The sequence below is a fragment of the Bordetella genomosp. 5 genome, assembly GCF_002261315.1.
Taxonomy (GTDB): domain Bacteria; phylum Pseudomonadota; class Gammaproteobacteria; order Burkholderiales; family Burkholderiaceae_B; genus Bordetella.
In genome coordinates, this window is record NZ_NEVP01000011.1 from 416,044 (window position 1) to 442,397 (window position 26,354).

The 26,354-nt window shown below is 68.3% G+C and carries 23 protein-coding genes; 10 read left to right on the forward strand and 13 right to left on the reverse strand.

Features of this window, described 5'->3' with window-relative positions; all coding sequences use genetic code 11:
• Positions 1 to 44 precede the first annotated feature (44 nt).
• The 3 genes from CAL25_RS19050 to CAL25_RS19060 all read right to left on the reverse strand — a co-directional run bounded on the left by CAL25_RS19050 (position 45) and on the right by CAL25_RS19060 (position 3,499).
• Positions 45 to 584 carry an isochorismatase family protein gene (locus CAL25_RS19050; protein ID WP_094803297.1) on the reverse strand — a complete coding sequence of 180 codons (540 nt, stop codon included), beginning with the start codon at positions 582 to 584 and terminating at the stop codon, positions 45 to 47.
• 200 nt (positions 585 to 784) lie between these two features.
• Positions 785 to 2,458, reverse strand: coding sequence for an energy-dependent translational throttle protein EttA (gene ettA / locus CAL25_RS19055; protein ID WP_094802890.1), 1,674 nt, complete (start codon positions 2,456 to 2,458; stop codon positions 785 to 787).
• Positions 2,459 to 2,602: 144 nt separating this feature from the next.
• Complete coding sequence (locus CAL25_RS19060) at positions 2,603 to 3,499, reverse strand: DMT family transporter (RefSeq protein WP_249279149.1); 897 nt, start codon at positions 3,497 to 3,499, stop codon at positions 2,603 to 2,605.
• A gap of 60 nt (positions 3,500 to 3,559) precedes the next feature.
• Between CAL25_RS19060 and CAL25_RS19065 the strand changes: the two genes are divergently transcribed.
• Positions 3,560 to 4,087 carry a hypothetical protein gene (locus CAL25_RS19065; protein WP_094802892.1) on the forward strand — a complete coding sequence of 176 codons (528 nt, stop codon included), beginning with the start codon at positions 3,560 to 3,562 and terminating at the stop codon, positions 4,085 to 4,087.
• A gap of 76 nt (positions 4,088 to 4,163) precedes the next feature.
• Here the strand turns inward: CAL25_RS19065 and CAL25_RS19070 are convergent, their stop codons facing one another.
• The 8 genes from CAL25_RS19070 to CAL25_RS19105 all read right to left on the reverse strand — a co-directional run bounded on the left by CAL25_RS19070 (position 4,164) and on the right by CAL25_RS19105 (position 13,687).
• Complete coding sequence (locus CAL25_RS19070) at positions 4,164 to 5,153, reverse strand: ABC transporter ATP-binding protein (RefSeq protein WP_094802894.1); 990 nt, start codon at positions 5,151 to 5,153, stop codon at positions 4,164 to 4,166.
• On the reverse strand, positions 5,150 to 6,124 hold the full coding sequence (locus tag CAL25_RS19075) for an ABC transporter ATP-binding protein (protein ID WP_094802896.1): 975 nt from the start codon (positions 6,122 to 6,124) through the stop codon (positions 5,150 to 5,152). The genes CAL25_RS19070 and CAL25_RS19075 overlap by 4 nt, the downstream gene beginning before the upstream one ends.
• A 7-nt stretch (positions 6,125 to 6,131) precedes the next feature.
• Positions 6,132 to 7,046 (reverse strand): ABC transporter permease, encoded by a 915-nt coding sequence (locus tag CAL25_RS19080; RefSeq protein WP_094802898.1) that lies wholly within the window; start codon positions 7,044 to 7,046, stop codon positions 6,132 to 6,134.
• On the reverse strand, positions 7,046 to 8,035 hold the full coding sequence (locus CAL25_RS19085) for an ABC transporter permease (protein WP_094802900.1): 990 nt from the start codon (positions 8,033 to 8,035) through the stop codon (positions 7,046 to 7,048). Before CAL25_RS19085 ends, CAL25_RS19080 begins: the two co-directional genes overlap by 1 nt.
• Before the next feature lie 64 nt (positions 8,036 to 8,099).
• Positions 8,100 to 9,671: an ABC transporter substrate-binding protein gene (locus tag CAL25_RS19090; protein WP_094802902.1), complete on the reverse strand. Its 1,572-nt coding sequence runs from the start codon at positions 9,669 to 9,671 to the stop codon at positions 8,100 to 8,102.
• A gap of 143 nt (positions 9,672 to 9,814) precedes the next feature.
• Positions 9,815 to 11,443: a gamma-glutamyltransferase family protein gene (locus CAL25_RS19095; protein ID WP_249279150.1), complete on the reverse strand. Its 1,629-nt coding sequence runs from the start codon at positions 11,441 to 11,443 to the stop codon at positions 9,815 to 9,817.
• Positions 11,440 to 12,630: a serine hydrolase domain-containing protein gene (locus tag CAL25_RS19100; protein WP_094802904.1), complete on the reverse strand. Its 1,191-nt coding sequence runs from the start codon at positions 12,628 to 12,630 to the stop codon at positions 11,440 to 11,442. The genes CAL25_RS19095 and CAL25_RS19100 overlap by 4 nt, the downstream gene beginning before the upstream one ends.
• A gap of 40 nt (positions 12,631 to 12,670) precedes the next feature.
• Positions 12,671 to 13,687, reverse strand: coding sequence for a Bug family tripartite tricarboxylate transporter substrate binding protein (locus tag CAL25_RS19105; protein ID WP_249279151.1), 1,017 nt, complete (start codon positions 13,685 to 13,687; stop codon positions 12,671 to 12,673).
• A 122-nt stretch (positions 13,688 to 13,809) separates the two neighbouring features.
• Here CAL25_RS19105 and CAL25_RS19110 point away from each other — a divergent pair, with 122 nt between their 5' ends.
• The gene (locus CAL25_RS19110) at positions 13,810 to 14,733 is read left to right on the forward strand and encodes a LysR family transcriptional regulator (protein ID WP_094802906.1); all 924 of its coding nucleotides are present in this window, start codon (positions 13,810 to 13,812) and stop codon (positions 14,731 to 14,733) included.
• 33 nt (positions 14,734 to 14,766) lie between these two features.
• Here CAL25_RS19110 and CAL25_RS19115 read toward each other — a convergent pair whose 3' ends face one another.
• Together CAL25_RS19115 and CAL25_RS24095 are read right to left on the reverse strand one after the other, a co-directional pair.
• Entirely contained in the window at positions 14,767 to 15,255 is a 489-nt protein-coding gene (locus CAL25_RS19115; protein ID WP_094803305.1) for a MarR family winged helix-turn-helix transcriptional regulator, read from the reverse strand.
• Between the two features lie 133 nt (positions 15,256 to 15,388).
• A complete protein-coding gene (locus CAL25_RS24095) occupies positions 15,389 to 15,706 on the reverse strand; it encodes a hypothetical protein (protein WP_141217952.1) in 318 nt (105 codons plus the stop codon).
• On the opposite strand from CAL25_RS24095, the gene CAL25_RS19120 reads away from it, so the two are divergent.
• The 8 genes from CAL25_RS19120 to CAL25_RS19155 are packed head-to-tail and all read left to right on the forward strand — an operon-like array spanning position 15,687 to position 26,342.
• Positions 15,687 to 17,915 carry an indolepyruvate ferredoxin oxidoreductase subunit alpha gene (locus tag CAL25_RS19120; RefSeq protein WP_094802908.1) on the forward strand — a complete coding sequence of 743 codons (2,229 nt, stop codon included), beginning with the start codon at positions 15,687 to 15,689 and terminating at the stop codon, positions 17,913 to 17,915. The genes CAL25_RS24095 and CAL25_RS19120 overlap by 20 nt on opposite strands.
• A gap of 7 nt (positions 17,916 to 17,922) precedes the next feature.
• Positions 17,923 to 19,467, forward strand: a complete 1,545-nt coding sequence (locus tag CAL25_RS19125; RefSeq protein WP_094802910.1) for an indolepyruvate oxidoreductase subunit beta family protein — start codon at positions 17,923 to 17,925, stop codon at positions 19,465 to 19,467.
• Between the two features lie 20 nt (positions 19,468 to 19,487).
• Positions 19,488 to 20,465 (forward strand): PDR/VanB family oxidoreductase, encoded by a 978-nt coding sequence (locus CAL25_RS19130; protein ID WP_094802912.1) that lies wholly within the window; start codon positions 19,488 to 19,490, stop codon positions 20,463 to 20,465.
• Positions 20,466 to 20,473: 8 nt separating this feature from the next.
• Positions 20,474 to 21,805, forward strand: coding sequence for an aromatic ring-hydroxylating dioxygenase subunit alpha (locus CAL25_RS19135; RefSeq protein ID WP_094802914.1), 1,332 nt, complete (start codon positions 20,474 to 20,476; stop codon positions 21,803 to 21,805).
• Positions 21,802 to 22,296 (forward strand): aromatic-ring-hydroxylating dioxygenase subunit beta, encoded by a 495-nt coding sequence (locus CAL25_RS19140; protein WP_094802916.1) that lies wholly within the window; start codon positions 21,802 to 21,804, stop codon positions 22,294 to 22,296. Before CAL25_RS19135 ends, CAL25_RS19140 begins: the two co-directional genes overlap by 4 nt.
• Before the next feature lie 10 nt (positions 22,297 to 22,306).
• Positions 22,307 to 23,941, forward strand: coding sequence for an AMP-binding protein (locus CAL25_RS19145; RefSeq protein ID WP_094802918.1), 1,635 nt, complete (start codon positions 22,307 to 22,309; stop codon positions 23,939 to 23,941).
• A complete protein-coding gene (locus tag CAL25_RS19150; RefSeq protein WP_094802920.1) occupies positions 23,938 to 25,104 on the forward strand; it encodes a thiolase family protein in 1,167 nt (388 codons plus the stop codon). The genes CAL25_RS19145 and CAL25_RS19150 overlap by 4 nt, the downstream gene beginning before the upstream one ends.
• A complete protein-coding gene (locus CAL25_RS19155) occupies positions 25,101 to 26,342 on the forward strand; it encodes an SDR family NAD(P)-dependent oxidoreductase (RefSeq protein ID WP_094802922.1) in 1,242 nt (413 codons plus the stop codon). The genes CAL25_RS19150 and CAL25_RS19155 overlap by 4 nt, the downstream gene beginning before the upstream one ends.
• The last annotated feature ends 12 nt before the right edge of the window (positions 26,343 to 26,354 follow it).

Consider the following 26,354-nt stretch of genomic DNA (forward strand, 5'->3'; position numbering starts at 1 on the left):
GAATTGTTCGATCGCCACACACAATTGTTGCGCCGGACCCGTCCCTATTTGACGAGTCGTAACGCGTCGCGGAAGCGCGGGTGCTCGCAGGTGCCCAGCCATTCGAAGATCGCCATCTCGGTGGTCACGATATCGGCCCCCGCCGAGCGCGCCCGCCGCAGCGCCGCATGGTGATCCGAGGCGCGGCGGGAGCCGGTGGCGTCGGCCACCAGCACCGCGTGCCAGCCCTGCTCCGCCAGCCCGATCACGGTCTGCAGCACGCAGACGTGGGCTTCGCAGCCGGCCACCAGGACCGTCTTGCGCGCCGGCGGCAGCCAGGCTTCGAATCCGGCTTCGCGTACCGCCGAAAAATGCATCTTGTGGAACGCGGCCTGGATCTGGCCCGCGAGCGGTTCGACCGTCGCGCCCAGGGTGGCGGCGTTGTGCTCGGTCGCCACGACCGGCACATCCAGCAGCCGCGCGGCCTGCGCCAGCTTGTGCGCGGCGGCGAGCACCGCGTCGCCCCGCTCGATGGCCGGCATGAGCCGGGCCTGCATGTCGACGATCAACAGGGTGGCCGAGTCGGCCTGCAGCAGCTTGCTCATGACGGACATCCTCCGCAGCGGCCACCGGCGGGCGGCACATGCCTCAGCGTATACCAGATGCGCCGTCACTGACCCGCGAGGGGCGCCGCTGGCCGCACGCCCGGCCAGGAGGGATCCCGCGGCCACGCCGTGATCGCGCACGCGCCGCCCATGAAAAAGGCCGGACATGCATCCGGCCTCCTCGCCCCATTGCCTGGGGTTTACTTCAGTGCCTTGTAGCGCAGGCGCTTGGGCTTGGCGCCCTCGTCGCCCAGGCGGCTCTTCTTGTCGGCCTCGTATTCCTGGTAGTTGCCGTCGAAGAAGACCACTTGCGAGTCGCCTTCGAAAGCCAGGATGTGCGTGGCGATACGGTCGAGGAACCAGCGATCGTGCGAGATCACCATCACGCTGCCGGGGAACTCGAGCAGCGCATCTTCGAGCGCGCGCAGCGTTTCGACGTCGAGGTCGTTGGACGGTTCGTCGAGCAGCAGGACGTTGCCGCCGGCCACGAGCGTCTTGGCCAGATGCAGACGGCCGCGCTCACCGCCGGAGAGCTGGCCGACGATCTTGTTCTGGTCACCGCCCTTGAAGTTGAAGCGGCCCAGGTAGGCGCGCGACGACATCTCGAACTTGCCCACGGTCAGCAGATCGGCGCCGTCGGAGATGGCATCGAACACCGTCTTGGCATCGGCGAGCGAGTCGCGCGACTGGTCGACGTAGGCGAGCTTGACCGTCTGACCGATCTTCACTTCGCCCGAATCGGGTTGCTCGCGGCCCGCGATCATGCGGAACAGCGTGGACTTACCGGCGCCGTTGGGGCCGATGATGCCCACGATGGCGCCCGGGGGCACCTTGAAGCTCAGGTTGTCGATCAGCAGCCGATCGCCGTAGGCCTTGCTGACGTTGTTGAACTCGATGACTTCGTTGCCGAGGCGCTCGCCGACCGGAATGAAAATTTCCTGGGTCTCGTTGCGCTTCTGGTATTCGTAGGACGACAGTTCTTCGAAGCGGGCGATACGGGCCTTGGCCTTGGCCTGGCGGCCCTTCGGATTCTGGCGCACCCACTCGAGTTCTTTCTTGATGGTCTTCTGGCGCGCGGACTCGGAAGCCTCTTCCTGCTTGAGGCGAGCTTCTTTTTGTTCGAGCCAGGTGCTGTAGTTGCCCTTCCAGGGGATACCGTGACCGCGGTCGAGTTCGAGAATCCACTCGGCGGCGTTGTCGAGGAAGTAGCGATCGTGGGTCACGCCCACGACGGTGCCCGGGAACTTGTGCAGGAACTGCTCCAGCCACTCGACGCTTTCGGCATCCAGGTGGTTGGTCGGTTCGTCGAGCAGCAGCATGTCGGGCTTGGACAGCAGCAGACGGCACAGCGCGACGCGGCGCTTTTCACCGCCCGACAGATTGCCGACGATGGCATCCCAGGGCGGCAGGCGCAGCGCATCGGCGGCGATTTCCATCTGGTGCTCGATATCGTCGGCGCCGCTGGAGGCCGCGGCGGCGATGATGGCTTCGAGGTTGGCCTGCTCGGCGGCCAGCGCGTCGAAATCGGCGTCCGGCTCGGCGTAGGCGGCGTACACCTCATCGAGGCGCTGCTTGGCGGTGAACACGGCGCCCAGGCCGGCTTCGACCGACTGGCGCACGGTGTGGGTGGGATCGAGCTCGGGCTCCTGCGGCAGATAGCCGATGTTCAGGCCCGGCATCGGGACGGCTTCGCCCTCGATCTCCTTGTCCACGCCGGCCATGATCTTGAGCAGCGTCGATTTGCCCGAGCCGTTCAGGCCGAGCACGCCGATCTTGGCGCCGGGGAAGAAGGACAGCGAAATGTCGCGCAGGATCTGCCGCTTGGGCGGCACGATCTTGCCCACGCGATTCATGGTGTAGACGTATTGGGCCATGGGCTCGTAGAGAGACAGGATGCGAAACCCTGGATTGTAGGCCACCTTGGCATGGCCCGGATTTCAGACGGCGGCGCGCCTGTTCTCCGCGCCCGTGAGGGCCTCGCGCCCGGTGCCCGGCGCCCGGTGCCCGGCGCCCGGTTACTACACGGCAGCGGCGCGGCCCGGCCGCCACTGCGCCAGACTGACGCCGGCCAGGGCCAGCAGCCCGCCCGTCACGTGATAGAGGTGCGGCTGCTCGTCCAGCGCCACCATGGCGATCGCCACGGTCCCGACCGGCATCAGGTTCAGGAACAGACTGGCCCGGTTGGGCCCCAGATGCCGCACGCCCTGCATCCACAAAAACGGCGCGAACAGCGACGGAAAGATGCCGGCATAAAGCACCAGCGGGATGTTCTGTGCGTTCAGTGGCGACGGCTCGGCCAGCACGAAAGTCGGAATCTGGAGCAGCACGCCGAACATCACCTGCACGAACAACGACTGCCATGCGCCGATCGGCAACGACCACTTGCGCAGCAGGATGCCGTACAAGGCGTAGGCCAGCGCGGCCAGGCCCATCAGCCCGTCGCCGAGGTTCACCCCCGCGCGCAGCAGCTGCAAGGGATCGCCCTTGCCCAACAACAGCGCCAGCCCGAACAGGGACACCAGCGCCCCGATCAGGGCCGTGGCGGCGGGCCGCTCGCGCAACACCAGCGTGCCCACCCCGATGGTGAGCAGGGGCACCATCGCCGTGATGATGCCCATGTTGGTGGCCGTGGTGGTGGCGGCCGCCACATAGGCGAGCCCCTGATACAGCGCCATGCCCAGTGCGCCGAGCACGCCCAGACGCCAGAGGTTGGGACGGATCAGGTGCCATTGCCGCACCACGCCCGGCAGGGCGAACGGCGCGAGCAGCAGGGCCGCCAGCGCCCAGCGATAGAAGCCGATGGCCGCCGGCGAAATCGTGCTCGCCGCCATCTTGGTGACCACCATATTCACCGACCAGATCAGGGCGGCGAACAACGGAAACAGCATGTGGCGGGCGGAGGGTGCGGCGGTCATGGCAAAATTCACGGGAAAACCCGCGCATAGTACGCGCATTTGCCCGCACCCAGACCCACCATGCCCGCCTCCAGCCAAGCTCCCGCCTCGATCGTCACCTTCAGCACGGCCGAGCTCGACATGCTCGCCAAGACCGCCGACGCCATGTCCGCCTACATGGGCCGCCCCGTCCTCGCCGAAGTCGGCAAGGGCGACGAGGGCACCGAGTGGGTCACGTTCGGCGTGGCGCTCGATACCGATGGCAAAGAGGCCGACGACGATCAGCCTCACGTGCAGATGGGCGGCAAGGACGCGCGCCTGCTCGGCGGCCTGGGCGGCCTGCCCGACGCCGCCACGCAGACCTACGACTGCATCTACCTGTGGGCCGTGCAGATTTCACTGGTGGAGGGCGAGCGCTTCGTCAAACTCGACCAGGAAGGCGAAGAATGCGCCTGGTCGGACGAGCTGGCCGACGTCCTGCCGTTCGCCCTGAGCGAAGATCCGCTCGAGCCGGAGGACGATGAAGACGACGAGGACGAGGACGACGAAGACGACGGCGAGGAAGACGCCCTGCGCCGCGCCCTGCCGCCGAGCCCGCACCGCCACTGATCGCAGCGAGCCCCTGACGCAAAACGGCGTGGCCAAGGCCACGCCGTTTTTTGCAAAGGCGCGGCGTCTCGCTGTCCTATAGTCGTCCTTCCTGGACCGCGTGACATGCCACTACGCCGGGCCCGGCGGGCATCAGGACCGGCACTTCCTGCTTGCAGCGCTCGTTGGCATGCGGGCAACGCGGATGGAACGTGCAGCCCGTGGGCGGGTTGAGCGGGTTGGGCACCTCGCCCGCCACGGCCGTGCGGCGCTTGCCCGTGCCTTCCAGGTCGGGGATGGCCTCGAGCAGCATCCGGGTGTAGGGATGCCGCGGCGTGGCGAACACGTCGTCGCGCGGCGCCACCTCCACGATGCGGCCCAGATACATCACGCCGACGCGGTCGGCCACATGGTGCACGACCGCCAGATTGTGCGAGATGAACAGGTACGTCAGCCCCAGCTCGCGCTGCAGCTCCTTCATCAGGTTGAGCACCTGCGCCTGCACCGACACGTCGAGCGCGGAGGTGGGCTCGTCGCACACAAGGAATTCCGGCCGCACGGCGAGCGCGCGCGCGATCGAGATACGCTGGCGCTGACCACCCGAGAACTGGTGGGGATAGCGGCTCTGATCGGCCGGGTCCAGCCCCACCTGCGTGAGCAGCTCGGCCACGCGGATCTGGCGCTCGGCCGCGCTCATGTCGGTGTGGGTGAGCATCGGCTCGGCGATGATGCGGCCCACGCGCCAGCGCGGATTCAGGCTGGCGAACGGATCCTGGAAGATCATCTGCAGCCGGCGCCGCAACGCCCGCCCCGAACGGCCCTGCATGCGCTCGACCGGTTGCCCGTCGAACTGGATCTCGCCGCGGGTCAGGCCGTACAGGCCCACCAGCATGCGGGCCACCGTGGACTTGCCGCAGCCCGACTCGCCCACCAGCGCCAGTGTTTCGCCACGCGCGATGTCGAACGAGACGCCGTCGACGGCGCGCAACATCTGGCGCGGCTTGCGCGCCATCACGCGCTCCAGCCAGGGTTGCGACACGTCGAACCAGCGCGCCGCGTCGCGTACGGAAATCAGGGGGGCCGTCATGCCGCCACCTCCACATCGTGCAACCAACAGGCCGCGCGGGACGTGCCCGCCGGCAACAACTCGGGACGCTCCTGCGTGCAGCGCGGCATGCGCCGCGTGCAGCGCGGATTGAATGCGCAGCCCGGCGGGATCGCGGTCAGACGCGGCATGCTGCCGTCGATCTGCACCAGACGCTCCACGTGCCCCTTCATGCTCGGGATCGATCCCATCAGGCCCACCGTGTACGGGTGCTGCGGCTGATGGATCACATCGGCGACCGGGCCGATCTCGGCCAGGCGGCCCGCGTACATCACCGCCACGCGATCCGCGGTCTCGGCGATCACGCCCATGTCGTGCGTGATCAGCATGACCGAGGCGCCCTGCTCGCGGCACAGCTTCTTGAGCAGATCGATGATCTGCGCCTGAATGGACACGTCGAGCGCGGTGGTGGGCTCATCGGCCACCACCAGCTTGGGCTCGGCGGCGAGCGCCAGTGCGATCACCACGCGCTGACGCATGCCGCCCGAGAACTGGTGCGGATAGTGGTCGATACGCTCGCGCGCCGCCGGGATGCCGGTGGACGCGAGCAGCTCGATCGCACGCGTGCGCGCCTGGCTCCAGGTCATGGGCAGGTGCGTGACGATGGTCTCGGCCAGCTGGTGCCCCACGGTGTAGAGCGGGTTGAGTGAGGTCAGCGGGTCCTGGAAGACCGCGCCGATCTCGCGCCCGCGCACGCGCCGCATGGCCTCGTCGCCGAGGTTGTCGATGCGGCGGCCCGACAGCAGGATCTCGCCACCGCTCACGCGGCCCGGCGGCTCGAGCAGGCCGATGATGGCGGCCCCGGTCAGGGACTTGCCCGCGCCGGACTCGCCCACCACGCCGAGCACTTCGCCCGGCGCGATCGAAAACGAAACGTCATCGAGCGCCTTGAGCACGCCATGACGGTTCGGAAATTCGACCGATAGATTCTTTACTTCCAACAATGCGCTCATGGTCGCCTCAATTCAGTCGCGGGTTGAGCGCATCGCGCAGCCAGTCGCCCAACAGGTTGACCGACAGCACCAGCAGCACCAGCGCCACTCCCGGGAAGATGGTGATCCACCATTCGCCCGAGAACAGGAAATCGTTGCCGATGCGGATCAGGGTGCCCAGCGACGGCGAGGTCGGCGGCACACCCACCCCGAGGAACGACAGCGTCGCCTCGGTGATGATGGCGGTGGCCAGATGCACCGTCGCCAGCACCAGCACGGGCCCCATCACATTCGGCAGCACGTGGCGGAACATGATGACCGGCGTGGACACGCCGATCACGCGGGCCGCCTGCACGTATTCGCGGTTTTTCTCGACCAGGGTCGAGCCGCGCACGGTGCGGGCATATTGCGGCCAGCCGGCCAGCGCGATCGCGCCGATCAGCACCGGGAACGCGATCACCTCGTGCAGCTCGCGCGGCACGGCGGCACGCGCCACGCCATCGATCAGCAGCGCGATCAGGATGGCGGGAAACGACAGCTGCACATCGGCGACGCGCATGATGAACGCATCGACACGGCCGCCCACGTAACCCGAGAGCAGGCCCAGCACGATGCCGATCACCATCGACAGCGCCACCGACGCCAGGCCGATCAGCAGCGACACCCGGGTGCCGTACAGCAGCGCCGAGTACAGGTCGCGGCCCTGGCTGTCAGTACCGAGCAGATACTTGGACGAGCCGTTCTCTTCCCATGCCGGCGGCAGCAGCGCGTCGAGCAGCTCCACCGTGGTCAGGTCGAACGGATTATGCGGCGCCACCCAACCCGCGCCGAACGAACCGATCAGCAGCAGGACGAGAATCACGGTCGCCACGATGGCGACCGGCGCGTGGCGCCAGGACCAACAGAGGTCGCTGTTCCACCAGCGTTTGAGCGTGGCTTGCATCAGTGACCTCCCCGGGCACGGCCCAGACCCGCGCGCAGACGCGGATCGACAACGAAATACAGCAGATCGACCACCAGGTTGATCACCACGAACACCAGTGCGATCAGACAGAGGTAGGCTGCCATGACGGGAATGTCGGCAAACTGCACCGCCTGGATGAACAGCAGACCCATGCCGGGCCACTGGAACACGGTCTCGGTCACGATGGCGAAGGCGATGATGCCGCCGAGCTGCAGGCCGGTGATCGTGATGACCGGCACCATGGTGTTCTTCAGGGCGTGACCGAAGTGGATGGCCCGGCGCTTGAGGCCGCGCGCCCGCGCGAACTTGATGTAGTCGGTGCGCAGCACCTCCAGCATCTCCGAGCGCACCAGTCGCAGGATCAGCGTCATCTGGAACAGCGACAGCGTGATGGTCGGCAGGATCAGGTGCTTCCAGCCGGTCGGGGTGAGCAGCCCGGTGGTCCACCAGCCCAGTGCCACGGTCTCGCCCCGGCCGTAGCTCGGCAGCCAGCCCAGCGTGACCGAAAAGATCATGATGAGCAGAATGCCGATCAGGAAGGTGGGCAGCGATACGCCCAGCAGCGAGCCGGCCAGCACGATCTGGGACAGCATGCCGTTGCGGCGCAGCGCGGTGTAAACGCCGAGCGGCAATCCCACCACGAGCGCCAGCAGCGCGGCGGCGAAGGAGAGTTCGAGGGTGGCCGGCAGGCGGCTGCGGATCAGGGACGAGACCGGCTCGCTCTGGCGCAGCGACATGCCGAAGTCGCCTTGCACGGCGTTGCCGACAAAGCGCGCGAACTGGACCGGGGCGGGATCGTCCAGGCCGAGTCGTTGGCGCAGCTCTACGCGTTCGGCGTCCGTGGCGTCCTGCCCGAGCATGATGGTGACGGGGTCACCCACATACTGGAACAGCACGAACGCCAACAGGGCCACCGTAAGCATGACCGCGCCTGCCTGCAACAGGCGGCGAAGAATGAATGCGAACATGGGGAATGGAAAGCAAGACGCGGCGGCGTCTCACGACGCCGCCGCTGGAGAGGAAAAACCGAGGTCAGTCGACCTTGACCCACTCGGCCACGAGGCGGTTGTCGGCGCGGTGCGTCACGCTGACATTCTTGCGCATGGCCCACGGGATGACCTGGTCATGCAGCGGGATGTGGCCGAACTCCTTGGCGTGGATCTCCAGCACCTTGTGAATGTCGGCGTCGCGCTTGGCCACGTCGGTTTCGGTCTTGACGCGATCGATGATGGCGTCGACTTCCTTGTTGCTGTAATCGCCGAGGTTGTACATGCCGTCGGCGCCTTCACCCTTGGTGCGGATCAGGTTCTGCAGCGTGTACATCGCGTCGAAGGTCGGCACGCCCCAGCCGAACAGATACACGCTGGTGTCGCGGTTCTGCACCTTGGGGAAGTACGTGGCGCGCGGCATCGCGTTGAGCGAGGCCTTCACGCCGACCTTGGCCCACATGCCGACCACGGCTTGGCAGATGGCTTCGTCGTTGATGTAGCGGTTGTTCGGGCAATCAAGCGTGAAGTTGAGCGTGCCGTCGTAGCCGGCTTCTTTCAGCAGGGCGCGCGACTTCTCGGGATCGTAGGGCACGCGCTTGGCCAGCGCTTCGGTCCAGCCGTGCACCTGCGGCGCGATCATCGTGCCGGTCGGGGCCGACAGGCCGCGCATCACGGCGCGCTTGATGGCGTCGACGTCGATGGCGCGGTACAGGGCCTCGCGCACGCGCACGTCCTGGAACGGGTTCTTGCCCTTGATGTTCGAGTACAGCAGCTCCGGACGCTTCTGGTCGTAGCCGATGTAGATGGTGCGGTATTCGTTGCCTTCGACCACCTTGGCTTCGCGGCGCAGGCGATCCAGATCCTGGGCGGCCGGGTCGAGCACGAAGTCGATTTCGCCCGACAGCAGCGCGGCCGTGCGGGTGGCGTTCTGCTTGATCGGCGTGAAGACCACTTCGGTCACGTTGCCGACCTTCTTGTCCTTGTTCCACCAGCCGGCGTGGGCGGCGAACACGGTGCGCACGTCGACTTCACGCGACTTGAGCTGGTAGGGGCCGGTGCCGTTGGTGTTGCGCGCCGCGAAGGTTTCTTCCTTGTTGACGAAGTCCTGCGGCTTGGTGACGTTGTGCTTTTCGGCCCAGGCCTTGTTCATGATGAACACGTTGGGCAGCTGGCGCAGCAGGACCGGGTTCGGGGCGGACGTTTCGATCTCGACCGTCAGGTCGTCGATCTTGCGCGCCTCTTTGATGCCGGTGGTGTAGGCCTTGTAGTTCGAGGTGGGCGCCATGGCGCGGTGCACCGAGAACACCACGTCGTCGGCCGTGAAGGCGGCGCCGTCGTGGAACTTCACGCCTTCGCGCAGCTTGAAGCGATACAGCGTGGGGGAAACCTGCTCCCAGGAGGTGGCCAGGCGCGGCACGACCTTGAACGAGGCGTCGTAGTCGACCAGCGGCTCGTAGATGTAGCTGTTCGCCGCGATGGTCATGCCCTCGTTTTGCGAGTGCGGATCCATCGTGAGGATGTCGCCCTGGGCAGCCCAGCGGAAGGTCTTGGCGTGCCCGATGGTGGGGGCAGCGACGGCGGCGGCGATCGCGATAGCAATCAAGGTGCGGCGCATGATAGCTCCTGACAGGTATCTGAATATTAAAGACCGGCGGATATTGCCTAGGCCCGACAGCGCCGTCAATTAGGGGTTTCTGCCCATGCGGGCCACTTATTACCGCAGGTTGTGAAACCGGGGACAGTGAGACGGGCGTCTCTTCAGAGCGCCACAGCGAGCGCGACGCCGTCGCGCTGGGGGTCGGCGCCGCCTTGCAGCGTGCCGGTCATGCGCGACACCACGTGGGGCGCGGCGAAGGCGTAGCTATGGCAGGAGCGATGGATCGTCTGACCTTGCGCCTCGACGGCGTCGGTCACATAACGCGGGATCCGGTTGGACACGTCAATCGCGTTGCCGGTGACCGAGATGCGCGGCGCGGCCACGGCCTCGAAGGCACTCATGCCGAAATCCACCAGATTCACGACCGTCTGCGTGAGGGCCGACGCGATGGCCGTGCCGCCCGGCGCGCCGAGCGCCGCCTGGACTTCGCCGTCGCGAAACAGCAGCAGCGGGCATTGCGAACTGGTGCGGCGCTTGCCCGGGCCGATCGAGGCGGGCCGGCCCGGACGCGGGTCGAAGCCGCTGAGCAGGCCGTTGTAAAGCACGCCCAGGCCGTCGGTGATGATGCCGGAGCTGGTGCCCAGGCTATGCGTGAGCGTGACCGCGTTGCCCGCGGCGTCGATCACGCAGACCTGCGTGGTGTCGCGCGGTTCGGCGGCGATGCCGGGCGCGAGCCGGGCCAGCTCCGCGGGCACGCGGTCGCGGATGCGCGCGGCGATCGACGCCGCGTGTGCCTGCGACAGCAGTTGCTCGACGGGCACGGTGACGAACTCGGGATCGCCGATCAGCGTGTCCTTGTCGATCGTGACCCACTTGAGCGCGCGGGCCAGCAGATCGAGGTAGGCCGGACTGTTGTGACCGAGCGCGGCCACGTCGAATTGCGCCAGCACGTGCAGCGCCTGGATCAGCGTGAGGCCGCCGGCGGGCGGCGGAAAACCGGCCACGCGCCAGCCGCGATACTCGCCCCACAGCGGCGCCACTTCGGCGACCCGATACGCGTTCAGGTCGGCCAGCGTGAGCAGGCCGTCGTGCGCGCGCATGTCGTCGGCGATGCGCCCGGCGATCTCGCCGCGGTAAAAATCCGCCGCGCCGACGCGCGCCAGATGTTCCAGCGTGGCGGCGAGGTCGGGGTTGTGCAGGCGCTCGCCGGGCCGCTTGAACTGGCCTTCGGCATCGAGGTACACCGCGCGGCCGGTGGCCGTCAGCGCAAGCCGCTCGCGCGTCTCCAGCATGCCGCCGCGCGCGCGGTCGAGCGCGCCGTATTGGTACATGTGCGGGCGCACCACCACGCCTTCGCGCGCATGCCGCAGGGCCGGCGCCAGCGCGTCGGCAAACGACCACGTGCCGTAGCGCGACAGCGCATGATCGAGGCCCGCGAGCGTGCCGGGCGTCCCGATCGACTGATAGCCGGCCTCGTTCACGTTGCCCTCGACCACGAAGGCGTAACCATCGGGCGTTTCGTTCAGGGGCAGATGCGCCCAGATATCCGGGCGCGCCGCGGCCGGCGCCCGGGCGCAGAAGTCGATGCAGGTGTGCACGCCGCGTGCGGGCAGCGCGATCTGCAAGGTGCCGTAGCCCGCGATGCCGGCCATCATCGGGTCCACCACGCACTGCGTGAACGCGGCGGCCACGGCGGCATCCACCGCGTTGCCGCCGTCCATCAGCACGCGCGCGCCGGCCTCCGCGGCCTCGGGCTGGGCCGCGCAGATCATGGCGCGGCGCGAACTCACGCGCGGGCTCCGGTGGCGTCGCGCAGGGCCAGGATGAAGGCGTTGAGCGCGGCGTCGCGGTCGGGCTCGTTGGGGCTCACGTAGCGCGGTTCGGGATAGGCCGCGAGCTGCACGACCGCCAGCTGCGCGCGCGTATCGATGAAGATGCGCTGGCCGGAATGGCCCATGGCCATCATCGCGCCGTCCTCGCGCAGCCACCAGCTGTAGCCGTAGGCGGTCAGCCCCAGCGCCTGGCGTTGCGCCGTGTGCAGGTCAGCCGGAATCCGGAACGCCGGCGTGCCGGATTGCGCCACCCAGCCCTCGGGCAGGATGCGTTCGCCGCCGACCACGCCGTCGTCCAGCACGAACTGCGCGAAGCGGCCGATATCGCGCAGCGTCATGCCCGCGCGGCTGCCGCCGATCTCCTGACCGTCGTCAGATTCGAGCGTGTAGAACCCGTCGAACTCCATGCCGCACGGCTGCCAGATGCGGCGCGACATGTAGTCGGCCAGCGTGCCGCCGGTGGCCGCGCTCAGCACGGCGCCCAGCAGATAGGTGTCGCCCGTGTTGTAGTGCCAGATGCGCCCTGCGTCGTGCGCGCGATGGCAGGCCCGCAACAGCGCCAGCACACCGCCCGGCACCTTGTCGGCCAGCGATTTGCTGTAGCGGTTCACGTCCGACGCCTTGTCGGTGTAGTTCTCTTCCCAGGCAATGCCCGACGACATCGTGAGCAGATGGCGGACCGTGACGGCGTCGTAGGCACAGCCGGCCAGCGCCGGCACATAAGCGGTGACCGGGTCATCGAGGCTGGCGATCGCGCCATCGTGCAGCGCCGCGCCGGTGAGCATGGCGGTCATGGATTTGACCGTCGACATGGTCGACCAGCGCTCCTGCGGGCGAAAGCCCAGCCCATAGCGCTCGAGCACGATGTGGCCGCGATGAATCGCGATCAGGCCGGCCACGTTGTTGCGGTCCATCAGGTCGGCCACGCCCAGCGTCTCGCCGGCCTGATCGAAGCGCACGTCGATCTCGGGCGCGCGCGGCATGGGCCGGGGCTGCGCGCCCCGGCGGATGGTGCGGGTGGCGAACAGGCGGTCGACGATGCGATAGCCGTACGACTGCAGGCAAGGCGGCCACAGCAGGAAGTCTTCGCCGCGCGGCAGATGCTCGACGGCCTCGGCCAGGGGCGGAGTGGGAATGGCGTTCATGGTGTCTCAAGAAAACGCCGGGCGCGCGGCCCGGCATGACTCAGTCGTTGCGGATGCCCAGGCGTTTGACGATGGGGCCCCAAACCTCGGCTTCGGTCGTCATGGATTGCGCCACCGACTCGGGCCCCAGGGCCTTCGGCGGCGTCATGTAGATCTCGTCCATCTGCTTGCGCACCGCCGGGTCGGCCCAGAACTTGCGCGTGGCCTCGGTGAGCCGCGTCACGATCTCGGGCGGCGTGCCCTTGGGCGCCATCAGGCCGTACCAGGCATCGCCGGGGAAGCCTTGCACGCCCACTTCGGCGATCGTAGGCACGTCGGGCAACTGCGCGACGCGGTCGGTGCCGAAGATCACCAGCGGCACGGCCTTGCCGGTCTTGACCTGCGGCACCGCGCCGGTCAGCGCGTCGGAGGTCAGGTCGATCTGGCCGCCGATCAGATCCATCATCGCGGGCGCTGCGCCCTTGTACGGCACATGCGACATCTTGATGTTGAAATGTTCGGCCAGGAACGCGACGTTCAGATGGGTCGAGTTACCGATGCCGGCCGAGCCGTAGTTGAGATGGCCGGGATCGGCCTTGGCCTTCTTCACCAGATCCTCCACGGAGCGGATCCCGGTCTTGGGATTGGCCACCAGCACCTGCGAGGTGCCGGCGATCTTCGTGATCGGATCGAAATCGCGCGTGGGGTTGTAGGCCAGCTGCGAGTAGGTGAACGGATTGACCGACATGTTGGAGGTGCTGCCGAACAGCAGCGCATGACCGTCCGCCGGCTGTTTGGCCACGAAGGCGGCCGCGATGCTGCCGTTGGCGCCGGGCTTGTTCTCGACCACCACGGTGCCGCCGATTTCCTTGCTGGCGTAGGCGGCCCAGGCCCGGGCCAGCGCATCGGCCGCCCCGCCCGCGGCCACCGGCACCACCACCGATACCGGACGCACCGGCCAGTTGGCGGCGGCAGCCGGAGCGGCAATGCTCAGCGCGAGCGTGCCGGCCGCGGCCAGTCCCAACAGACGTTGAACCAGGGGTGAAACCGACTGCGGAAAGGGCGAACGATGGGCCATGGCCGGTTGCTCCAGAGAATTCGGACAGTGAAGGCCCGCATTCTGGAAGGCCGTTTTCATTACGTCCAATGCATAATTCATCATCAAAGCATAATCAGAACGTAATAAAACAAGGGGCGCGGATGAACCTGCAGCAGCTCGAACACTTCCTCGTCCTCGTGGAAACCCAGTCTTTCAGCCGCGCGGCGGCCAAGTTGCATCTCACGCAGCCCGCCCTGAGCCGCAGCATCCAGGCGCTCGAAGAGACGCTCGGCGGCCGCCTGCTCGAGCGCGACAAAGGGAAAACACTGACGGCGCTGGGCGAGCTGGCCATCGTCCGCGCGCGCCGTATCCGGGTCGAACTCGCCGAGCTGCGCCGCAGCGCCAGCCTGCTGGCCGATTACGCGGGCGGCACGCTGCGACTGGGTCTGGGACCCACGCCCACCGCGATCCTGTCGCTGCCGCTGCTGCGCGAGATGAAGGAGCGCTACCCGGCGATCAAGCTGCTGCTGAGCGGGGGCACGCCCGAGATGCAGGTGCAGGAACTGCGCGAGGGTGCGGTCGACGCGCTGGTGGTACACCGCAATCACATCCCCGCCGACGCCGACCTGCACCTGCGCTTCTTCCCGCGCACGCCGCTCGGTTTCGTGGTGCGCGCCGGCCATCCGCTCGCCGGCCGGCACGCGCTCGATTTCGATGCCCTGCGCCGCTATGCCGTCGCGGCCAGCGGCCGCGCGATCAGCGACGAGGTGATGCACCGGCTCAACGCCTATTTCGGTCCGCCGGTGCACTTCATCGACGCCATCCAATATCAGTCGAACGACATCCAGGCGCTGGTCGATCTGGTGCGCACGACCGATACCGTGTTCTTCGGTGTGCTGCAGGTGGCGCAACCGGCGATCGCGCGCGGCGAGCTGGTGCAGATGGAACTGCGGCCCGAGCTGGCGTTGTCATCGCAGTTCGTCTTCGTGACGCTGGAGGGCAAGACGCTGCCGCCCGCCCTGCTGCGCCTCGGCGAGCTCTGCATGCAGTACCTGTCTGGCCCCCTGGATCCCCATTCGGGCTGAGCCCGCATCGAGCGCCGTGCGGCGCCGGCGCGGTCAGGTTTCTTCGTCGTCGGCGGGCTCGAGGGGGGTACCCATCAGGGCGCGCAGCATTTCCATCAACTGGGCCGCGCGCTCGTGGCCGAAGGGCCGCAGCACGGCATCCTGATGCTCGAGCGCGGCCGCGCAGAGCGAGCCCACCAGCGCGTGGCCCTTCGCCGTGATGCGCACACGCGTCTGGCGCCGGTCGCTGCGAACCCCGGCGCGCACCACCAGGCCGTCGGCCTCGAGTCGTTGCACCACCTTGCTGAGCGTGGGTTGCTTGGTCAGCGCGAGCGCCGCGAGCGAACCGATGGTTTCACCGGGGCTGCCTTCGAGACTGGCCAGCACCCGCCACTCGGTCACCGAGATGCCGGCCTCCTTGGCCTGGCGGTGGAACTCGGCCGAGATGCGATGGCTCGCCTGCGCGAGCAGATACGCCAGGTAGTTGTCGACGAAACGGGGACTGCCTTCGCCTGCCTCGGATGTCGCTGTGTTTTTCTTCATGAGTCGTCCGCGCCCATCGTTGCTGAATTGCACCACCGCTGATTCGTGACCCGCGCAGCGTCCGTAACGGGCCGCCGAACCCGCACGGCTGACGCATCGCAGCAGCCTGCGCACCAGCCCGGTGCCGCCTCGGTCAGGTCTGCACCACATCGTGTCGGGATGCTGTTGCGCAGCATAGGGTTAGCCCTGAATAAAACCCGCCGTCTGCACCACTTTCAGGCATCGTGCCAGCAGCGAAAGCACAGGACAACGAGTATATACACCCTTGTTTTAGCGTGATATTTTTTTCTTTCAATGAAATTTCATGTTTTTCATTGACAGCTAAAAAGTTGACTTCTAAAGTATTTTCGCGGTGCCAGAAAAACAGGAAGTGCGTGTTGCCACGCAACATTCCAACGCGGGCCTGAGGTCCGTGCTCAAGGGGTTTCTCGATGGCGGAAAGGTCGTTCAAGAAAGAAGTCCAGCAGTTGCGCATTGGCGCGGGCGAAGAGTTCCGCGGCGAAGGCATTCTTGCCGTCACCAAGGGCCTGCTGCAGTCCGGCGTGGGGTATGTCGCCGGCTATCAAGGCTCGCCCATCTCGCATCTGATGGACGTGCTGGCGGATGCCAACGAGATCCTGCAGGAGCTGGGCGTGCACTTCGAGGCCAGCGCCTCGGAGGCCACCGCCGCGGCCACGCTCGCCGCCTCCGTCATGTACCCCATTCGCGGCGCCGTCACCTGGAAATCCACGGTGGGCACCAACGTCGCCTCCGACGCCCTGGCCAACCTGGCCTCGGGCGGCGTGACGGGTGGCGCGCTGGTCATCGTGGGCGAAGACTACGGCGAAGGCTCCTCCATCATGCAGGAGCGCTCCCACGCGTTCGCGATGAAGTCGCAGATCTGGCTGCTGGATCCCCGCCCCAACCTCGAAAGCATGGTGCAGGCGGTCGAAGACGGCTTCTCGCTGTCCGAGGCGAGCAAGACGCCCGTCATGCTGCAACTGCGCATCCGCGGCTGTCACGTGCATGGCCGCTTCATCGCCAAGGACAACCAGCGCCCCGCCTTCTCGCTCGCGCAGGCGCTCGAAGCGCCGCAACGCGACACCAGCCGCATCGTGCTGCCGCCGGCCTCGTTCCTGCACGAACAGGAAAAGATCAAAGAGCGTTGGCCTGCCGCCATCTCGTTCATCAAAGAGCGCAAGCTCAACGAGTTCTTCGATGGCGAGCTGCAGGACGTGGGCCTGATCCTGCAGGGCGGGCTGTACAACGGCGTGATCCGCGCGCTGCAGTTGCAGGGCCTGGCCGATCACTTCGGCAACAGCCGCATTCCGCTTTATGTGATGAACGTCACGTATCCCGTGATCGAAGACGAGGTGCTGGACTTCTGCCGCGACAAGCGCGCGGTGCTGCTGCTCGAAGAAGGGCAGCCCGACTACATCGAACAGAATCTTCACGCCGTGCTGCGGCGTGCCGGTGTCACGACTCAGCTTTCCGGCAAGGATGTCCTGCCGATGGCGGGCGAGTACACGACCCAGGTGATGCGCGACGGCATCCGCCGATTCATGGCGGCCCATGCGCCGGAGGCCTTGCAGACCCACGCGCCCGCCGCCGCGGACGCCCAGGGCGAGCGCCAGCTTCAGGCCACCGAGGTGACGCGCGCGCGCCCCGCCCCGGCCGCACGCCCGGCCGAGCAGCCCGTCACGTTCATGCGCCATGCGGCCGACCTGGCCAGCGTCGTGCCGCCTCGGCCCGCCGGCTTCTGTACCGGCTGTCCCGAGCGACCGATCTTCTCGGCCCTGACCCTGGCCCAGGAAAAGCTCGGCCAGCATCACATCTCCTGTGACATCGGCTGCCATCTGTTCTCGATCCTGCCACCCTTCAATCTGGGCGCCACCACGATGGGTTACGGCCTGGGCGCGTCGAGCGCCGCGGCGTTCAACGTGCCGGCGGCCAAGCGGCCGATATCGATCATGGGCGACGGCGGCTTCTGGCACAACGGCCTCGCCTCGGGCATCGGCAACGCCGTGTTCAACAAATACGATGGCGTGATCGTCATCGTCGACAACTTCTATTCCTCGGCCACCGGCGGGCAGGACATCCTGTCATCGCGCGCCGAGAATCCCGACCGCTCCACCAACAATCCGATCGACGCGGCCGTGCGTGGCGTCGGCGTGAAATGGGTGCGCACGATCGACCACACCTACGACGTGTCGCGCGTGCGCGCCGTGCTCGAAGAGGCGCTCACCACCGACGAGGGCGGGCCCAAGGTCATCATTGCGCAGTCGGAATGCATGCTGAACAAGCAGCGCCGGATCAAGCCGCTGTTCAATCGCGCGGTCAAGGAAGGCAAGCGCGTGGTCAAGGAGCGCTTCGGCGTCGACCCCGACGTCTGCACCGGCGATCACGCCTGTATCCGGCTGTCGGGCTGCCCTTCGCTCTCGGTGAAGGACAGCGGCGACCCGCTCAAGCCCGACCCGGTCGCACACGTCGAAAGCAGCTGCGTGGGTTGCGGCAACTGCGGCGAGGTCGCGCACGCCGCCGTGCTGTGCCCGTCGTTCTACCGCGCCGACATCGTGCACAACCCGAGCGCGGGCGACCGCCTGCTCGCCCGCGTGCGCAACGGCGTGATCGGCTTCCTGCAACGCCGCCGCGCCGCCCGCCTCAACCGCTACGCCCTGTGAGCGCCCGATGAGCCTGACCGATACCGCCCGCACCGAACCGATCAAGATCGCCATCCTGGCCATGGGCGGCCAGGGCGGCGGCGTGCTCGCAGACTGGATCGTGGAGCTGGCAGAGCATGCCGGATGGTGGGCACAGACCACCTCGGTGCCGGGCGTGGCCCAGCGCACCGGCGCCACCATCTACTACCTCGAACTGCTGCCGGAGACCGAAGTCGCGCGCGCCGGACGACAACCCGCGCTGGCGCTCATGCCCACGCCGGGCGACGTCGATCTCGTGGTCGCCGCCGAGCTGATGGAAGGGGGCCGCGCCATTACCCGCGGGCTCGTCACCCCGGAGCGCACCACGCTCATCAGCTCATCGCACCGCAGTTATGCGGTGAGCGAGAAATCCGCGCCGGGCAACGGCATCGCCGATCCGAACAAGGTGCTGGATGCCGGCCGCGAAGCCGCCCGCCGCTTTCTCTGCTTCGATCTGCAGGAGCTGGCCGACCGCAACGGCAGCGTGATCAGCGCCAGCCTGTTCGGCGCCGTCGCCGGCAGCGGCGCCCTGCCGTTTGCGCGCGATGCCTACGAAGCCACCATCGAGCGCGCCGGTGTCGGGGTGCAGGCCAGCCTGCACGCCTTCGGCGCCGGTTACGCCGCCGCGGTGCAGGCGCCGGCCCAGCCCGATGCCATCGTGGCGCCCGATCATCTGCCCGAGGTGCCCGAACACGCCGCCTCCCCCGCCACGCAGACGCTGCTGGATCGGGTGCGGCGCGACTTCCCGGGCGCGGCCCAGCCGCTGATGGTGGCGGCGCTGCGCCGGCTGATCGACTACCAGGACCCGGCCTATGCCGGCGAGTACCTCGATCGCATGGACACGCTGGCCGCCCTGGACCGTCAGCACGGCGGCGACGCGGCGGGCTGGGCGCTGACCTGTGCGGCCGCGCGCCACCTCGCGGTGGCGATGGCGTACGACGACGTGATCCGTGTCGCCGACCTCAAGACGCGCGGCACCCGCACCGAGCGCGTGCGCGCCGAGGTCGGCGCCAAGCCCGATCAGCTGGTCTACACCACCGAATTCGTGCATCCCCGGCTCGAGGAAATCTGCGGCACCCTGCCCGTGCGCCTGGGCCGCTGGCTCGAGCATTCGCGGGGCTTCGGCCGCTTCGTGGAAAAGCGGCTCGCGCGCGGCAAACGCATGCGGCTGGGCACGCTCCCGGGCTTTCTGGCGTTTTACGGACTGGCCGGCATGCGACGCTTCCGGCGCACCACCCTGCGCCACCAGATCGAAAGCGAGGCCCTGCAGACCTGGCTCGCGCTGATCGCCCGCATCGCGCCCACCGACTACGCGCTGGCGGTCGAAACCACGCTATGCCGCCGTCTGGTCAAGGGCTACAGCGACACCCACGCCCGCGGCCAGAGCAAGTACCACACGCTGATCGACGCGGCGGGCCGCATGCTGGGCCAGCCCGACGCCGCGGCGCGGCTGCGCGAACTGCGCGAGCTGGCGCTGGCCCAGGCCAGCTGCGCGCCGCTCGAACGCCGCGCCGCCGAACACCTTCCCGCCTGACATTTGAATCGAGATCCATCGTGGCTCCGCTGAAACTCGTCGTACGTGACATCCGCCAAGAATCCCCGCTGATCCGCTCGATCTGTCTGGAGCGGTCCGACGGCGGCGCGCTGCCCGCCTTCGGACCCGGCGCGCACCTGAAGATCACGATCCCCGGCCTGGCCGAGCCGCGCTGCTATTCGCTGATCGCCACCGAAGGCGGCGCCGCCGGTTTCGCACAACCGGCGCGCTACCGCCTCGGCGTGCGCCTCGAAGACAACAGCCAGGGCGGTTCGCGCCACATGCACGCGCTAGCCGTGGGCGATGAGCTCGAAGCCGAGGGCCCCAAGAACGACTTCCCGCTGCACGAGGCCCCGGCCGGCGAAGCGCCTGTGGTGCTGATCGCGGGCGGGATCGGCATCACCCCCATCGCCGCCATGGCCGCCGCGCTGGCCGGCGCCGGCCGCGACTACGCGCTGCACTACACCGGGCGCAGCCGCGAGCAGCTGGCGTTCGCCGGCGAGCTCGAGGGTCTGGCGGGCGGCGCGTTGCGCCTGTACGCCGACGACGAGCCCGCCGCCCGCTTCGACCTCGATGCCCTGCTGGCGGCGAGCACGCCGCATCAGCACCTGTATGTGTGCGGTCCCAAGGGCCTGATCGACGCGGTGATCGCCAAGGCGGCCGAGCGCGGCTGGCCGCCGGCACACGTCCATTTCGAACTCTTCACCACGGCGACGGCCCAGGCCGGCGACCAGCCCTTCGAAGTCGAGCTGCGCCAGTCGGGCAAGGTTCTTACCGTGCCGGCCGACAAGACCATCGTGGATGTGCTCGAAGAGGCCGGCTGCGACCCGCTGTACGACTGCAAGCGCGGCGAGTGCGGCGTCTGTCAGGCCACCGTGCTGGAGGGCGAGCCGGACCACCGCGATTACTACCTGTCAGCGGCCGAGAAGGCCAGCGGCACGGTCATTCAGATGTGCATCTCGCGCGCCAAGTCGGCCCGCCTGGTGCTGGACCTGTAGAGGCAGACATGGCGAGCCCACGCTACCGCGACAATCCCGACGCCGTCCGCGCCCTGGTGCGCGAGACCGAAGTGCACAAGGATCTGTTCACCAGCCCCGAGCTGTTCGATCTCGAAATGGAACACCTGTACGCCGCGACCTGGGTGTACGTGGGCCACGAGAGCCAGGTGCCGAACAACGGCGACTACATCACGACCACCGTGGGCGCGCAGCCCGTGGTGATGGTGCGCCACACCGACAAATCGGTACGCGTGCTGTACAACCGCTGCCCGCACAAAGGCACCATGGTGGCGGGCGATGCCTGCGGCAATACCGGCAAATTCTTCCGTTGCCCCTACCACGCCTGGACCTTCAAGACCGACGGATCGCTCCTGTCGATCCCGCTCAAGAAGGGCTACGACCCCGAGGTGCTGTCGTCCTGCGAGGCCAGCAGCGGCATGGCGGCCGTGGGCGCCGTGGAAAATTATCGCGGCTTCATCTTCTGCCGCCTCAACGCGCAGGGCCAGGATTTCGCGGCGTTCTTCGGCGAGTCGCTCAGCACCCTCGACAACATGGTCGACCGCTCGCCCGAGGGCCGGCTCGAGGTGGCGGGCGGGGTGTTCCGCTACGTGCACCGCTGCAACTGGAAGATGCTGGTCGACAACCAGACCGACACCTGCCACCCGATGGTGGCGCACGAGTCCTCGGCGGGTACCGCCGTGAGGGTCTGGGAGGCCGCACCCGAGGGCACGCCCAAGCCCATGGCCGTGGAGCTCTTCGCGCCGTTCATCTCGCCCTACGAATTCTTCGAGAACATGGGCATTCGCGTCTGGGAAAACGGCCACGGTCATACCGGCGTGTCGGATTCCATTCACGCGTCGTACTCCACGATCCCGGGCTACTGGGACGCGATGGTGAAAGCCTACGGCGAGGACCGGGCCCACGCCATCCTGGGCGAGGTCCGCCACAACACCGTGTACTTCCCCAACATCATGGTCAAGGGCCCGATCCAGACGCTGCGCATCTTCAAGCCGCTGGCCGCCGACCGCACGCTGGTCGAGTCGTGGACCTTCCGGCTGGTCGGCGCGCCCGACCTGCTGCTCGAACGCACCCTCATGTACAACCGCCTGATCAACGCGCCCACCTCGGTGGTGGGCCACGACGACCTGGAGATGTACGAGCGCGCCCAGCAAGGCCTGGCGGCCCGCTCGCACGACTGGGTCAACGTGGCGCGGCTGTGGCAGGCCGACGAGCAGAGCCAGCGCAACGTCGTCACCAACGGCACCAACGAATGGCAGATGCGCAACCAGTACCGGGCCTGGGCCCGCTACCTCACCGACAGCATGGAGGCCCGCGCATGAACGCGCCGCTCGACCAACGCCTCGCCGATTTCGTCTACGCCGAAGCCCGCCTGCTCGACGAGCAGCGGTTCGACGCGTGGCTGGCGCTTTTCACCGCCGATGGCCATTACTGGATGCCGCTCGCCCACGACCAGCAGGACGCGCGCCTGCATGCGTCGCTGATGTACGAAGACCAGCTGCTGCTACGCGTGCGGATCGAACGCCTGACGGGCAACCGCACGTTCTCGCAACAGCCGCGCAGCCGCTCGCATCACCTGCTGCAGGCGCCCACCGTGGAACACGACCACCCCGAACATCAGCCCGACGAGGGCCGCTACGTGGTGCGCAGCGCCTTCCATTACGTGGAGTCGCGCCAGGACGAGCAGACCCTCTACGCGGGCTGGGCCACGCATCACCTGGTCGACCAGGACGGCGCGCTGCGCATGCGCCTCAAGCGCGTCGATCTGCTGAACTGCGACGCGGCCTTCGGCAACATTCAACTGTTCATGTGAGGAGCGCGACATGAACGCAACGGTTCACCAGGCTTTCACCGACAGCGCGCGCCAATGGCCGGAGCACGCTTTCCTGTGTATCCTGCCGGAGACGGCGGGCCTGTACGGCATCGCGGCAGGCGAGCTCGCCTATGCCGACGCCGCGGTCCGCGTAGAAGCGCTGCGCAGCGCCTATGCGGCGGCGGGCTACGGCCATGGCCACCGCGCCGGCCTGCTGCTCGAGAATCGGCCCGACTTCTTTCTGCACTGGTTCGCGCTGAACGCGCTCGGCGTGTCGGTCGTGCCGATCAACGCCGATCTGCGCGCCGCCGAACTCGAGTACCTGACGGGACACTCCGAGATCGCGCTGGCGGTCGCGCTGCCGCAACGGCACGACGACCTGCGCGCCGCCGCCGGCCGGGCGGGCCGGCCGCTCGCCGTGATGGGCCCGGCCGACGCGGTGCCGGTCGCGCCGTTCGCGGCCCCGCGCGCGAACGAAGCGCCGGACGAGCTGAGCGAATGCGCCCTGCTCTACACCTCGGGCACGACGGGCCGGCCCAAGGGTTGCATCCTGCCCAATCGCTATTTCCTGCACGCGGGCCGGTGGTACGCGCGCGCCGGCGGCCTGGCCGCGTTGCGCCCGGGCGTGGAACGCATGATCACGCCGCTGCCCCTGGTGCACATGAACGCCATGGCGTATTCGGCCATGGCGATGGTGCTGACCGGCGGCTGCCTCATCCCGCTCGACCGCTTCCACCCGCGCAGCTGGTGGGACAGCGTGCGCGCCTCGCGCGCCACGGTGCTGCACTACCTGGGCGTGATGCCGGCCATGCTGATGAAGGCGCCCGACAGCGCGCAGGACCTCAAGCATCGTGTGCGCTTCGGCTTCGGCGCCGGCGTCGAGCGCGGCCTGCACGAGCCCTTCGAGGCCCGCTTCGGCTTCCCGCTGCTGGAGGCCTGGGCCATGACCGAAACCGGCGCCGGCGCCGTCGTCATCGCCAACGAAGAGCCGCGCCACATCGGATCGAACTGCTTCGGTCGCGAAGAGGCCGACGTTCAGGTCCGCATCGTGGCCGACGATGGCACCGACGCGGCCGCGGGCCAGCCCGGCGAACTGCTCGTGCGCCATGCGGGCGACGACCCCCGCTACGGTTTCTTCGCCGGCTATCTGAAAGACGCCGAGGCCACCGATGCCGCGTGGGAAGGCGGCTGGTTTCATACCGGCGACATCGTGCGCCGCGATGCCGACGGGGCGCTGCGCTTCGTCGATCGCAAGAAAAACGTGATCCGCCGCAGCGGCGAGAACATCTCGGCCGTCGAGGTCGAGGCGGTGCTGCTGCGTCACCCCAACGTCAAGACCGCGGCCGTGGCGGCCGTGCCCGATCCCGTGCGCGGCGACGAGGTCCTGGCCTGCGTGGTCGCCGACAGCGAACCCGCCGACCCGGACGGCCGCGCCGCCGCGGCGCAGGAACTCGTGCAGTGGTGTCTGGAGCAACTGGCCTATTACAAGGCGCCCGGCTATGTGGCGTTCGTGGATGCGCTGCCGCTCACCACCACCAACAAGATCCAGCGGGGCGAGATGAAAAACTGGGCGCCGACCTTGCTCGGCACCGAACGCTGCATCGACACCCGCGCGCTCAAGAAGCGCCAGGAGCACGCCGCATGAGCCGCAAGGGTTACGACGGCGTCGCGGTGGCCGTGCCGGTCACGGTGCCCTACGTCCGCTACAGCACGCATGCCGCGCACTGGTGGCTCGGACGCGCGCTGGCCGAATTGCTGCGCGCCACCGGCCTGCGCAAGCACGACGTCGACGGCGTATGCGTATCGAGCTTCACGCTCGCGCCGGACAGCGCGGTCGGCCTGATGCAGCATCTGGGCATGCAGCCCCGCTGGCTCGACCATATCCCGATGGGCGGCGCCTCGGGCGTGGTGGCGCTGCGCCGCGCGGCGCGTGCCGTGCAGGCCGGCGACGCCTCGATCGTCGCCTGCGTCGCGGGCGATACCAACCATGTCGACTCGTTCCGCAACACGGTGAGCCAGTTCTCCCGCTTTGCCCAGGACGGCGTCTATCCCTACGGGGCGGGCGGCCCCAACGCCAGCTTCGCGCTGCTCACCGACCACTACATGCGCGAGAGCGGCGCCACCCGTGCCGACTTCGGCAAGCTCTGCGTGGCCCAGCGCGACAACGCGCTGCGCTATCCGCACGCGCTGATGAAGAAGCCGCTCACGCTCGAGCAATACCTGGGCGCGCGCGAGATCGCGAGCCCGATCCACCTCTTCGACTGCGTCATGCCCTGCGCCGGCGCCGACGCCTTCCTGGTGATGAGCGACGAACGCGCCCGGGCGCTCGGCCTGCCCTACGCGCGGCTGCTGGGCACGATCGAGCGCCATAACGCCTGGAGCGAGGATCCGATCCAGACGCGCGGCGGCTGGACGCTCGACGTGGACGACCTCTACGCACAAGCCGGCCGGGGCCCCGCGGATGTCGATGTGATGCAGGCCTACGACGACTACCCGGTGATCAACTTCATGCAGCTCGAAGACCTGGGCTTCTGCGCCAAGAACGAAGCGCCCGAGTTCGTGCGCCGTCACACCTTCACGGTGGACGGCAGCTTTCCGTTCAACACCAACGGCGGACAGCTCTCGGTCGGCCAGGCCGGCGCCGCCGGCGGCTATCTCGGCACGGTGGAAGCGCTGCGCCAGCTCACCGGCGGCGCGGGCCGCACGCAGGTGGCCGACGCGCGCACCGCGCTGGTGAGCGGCTTCGGCATGATCAACTACGACCGCGGCCTGTGCACCGGCGCGGCGCTGCTCGGGAGCGCATCATGACCGCCCCGCTCAAGCCCCCCGGGCGCAAAAACCCGGTCGCGCGTACGCGCCAGCCCACGCTGCCGCCCGGCGCGCGCAGCCGTGCCGCGCTGGGGCTGACCGCCGCGGCGGCGCTCGGCCAGTTCCGCCTGCAGGTCTGCGCCGCCTGCGGCACGGTTCAGTATCCGCCGCGCGAAGTGTGCGGCGCCTGCCTGCATCATGAGCTGCCCTGGCGCGACGTGTCGCCACGCGGCACCCTCATCGCCCGCACCACCCTGCAGCACAGCAACGACCTTTATTTCCGCGAGCGCCTGCCCTGGCACGTCGGCACCGTCGTGATGGACGCCGGCCCCAGCGTGGTGGCCCATCTGCACGAGGACTGCCGCGACGGCGAGCCGGTGCGCCTGGTACTCAAACTGGATCGCAGCGGCCAGGCCGTGATGATCGCCCTGCCGCCCAAGGACACACCCCATATGGAAGACGACAAGACGCTGCGCGAGACCTCCTGCACGCCGAAGCTGCGACGCGTCCTGGTCACCGACGGGCGCTCCGCGGTGGGCCAGGCCCTGGTCGGCGCGTTGCTGCAGGCCGGCGCCACCCGGGTCTTCGTGGGCGACCCGCAGGCCTGGCGCGGCGACGCCGCCTTCGAGGCGCTGCGCACGGACGAGCGCGTGAGCGTCCTGCCGCTGGACATCACCGACACCGACGCCGTGGATCGCGCCGCCGCGTCGATCGGCGGCAAGGTCGACATTCTCGTCAACACGGCCGACTACGAACGCGAGGGCGGGCTGCTCGGCGCGCGCGATGTGAACCGCGCGCGGGATGCGCTGGACGTCAATTGCCTCGGCCTCATGCGCCTGGCGCAGGCGTTCGGCCCCGGGATGTGCGGCCGCGCCGCCGACGGACTGAACAACGCCTGCGCCTGGGTCAACGTGCTGAGCATCTATGCGCAGATGAATCTGCCCGCGCGCGGCGTGTGGTCGGCGAGCAAGGCCGCCGCGCTGTCGCTGGCGCAGTGCCTGCGCGCCGAGTTCCGGCCCGCGGGCGTGCGCGTGATCAACGTCTTCCCGGGCCCGGTCGACCACGAATGGGAGCAGCGCACGCCGCCCCCGCGCGTGGCGCCCAAGGCGATCGCCGCCGCGATCGTGCGCGCGCTCGAGGCGGGCACCGAAGACGTGTACGTGGGCGACGTGGCCGAGGAATTCCTCGCCCGTCTGGCCGACAACCCCAAGGGACTGGAACGCGAGCTGGGCGCCTGAGCCCGCCGCATC